This is a genomic window from Mesorhizobium sp. M1A.T.Ca.IN.004.03.1.1 (assembly GCF_003997555.1).
GTDB lineage: Bacteria > Pseudomonadota > Alphaproteobacteria > Rhizobiales > Rhizobiaceae > Mesorhizobium.
Genome location: NZ_RZTV01001176.1, coordinates 1 through 232, shown reverse-complemented (window position 1 = coordinate 232; position 232 = coordinate 1). Strand labels below are relative to the sequence as shown.

The 232-nt window shown below is 63.4% G+C and carries 1 pseudogene; it reads left to right on the top strand.

The annotated features are described in order from the left end of the window. A pseudogene (locus tag EOD29_RS35390) lies at positions 1 to 232 on the top strand (S9 family peptidase); the annotation flags it as partial.

Here is a 232-nt window from a genome sequence, read left to right as displayed (position 1 = left end):
GCCTATTTCCGCCTCGCCGGCCTCGACCATTCGAGCGACCACAGCCGCGGCATCTGGGGTTACGACGACAAGGGTTCGGAATTCTTCACGCTGCAGGTGCGCGACCTCCAGACCGGGCAAGACCTTACCGACCGGATCGAAAATACCGGCGGCGGCGGCGTCTGGGCGCCCGATGGCAAGAGCTTCTTCTATTCGGCGCTCGACGAGAATCATCGGCCCTCGAAGGTGTTCC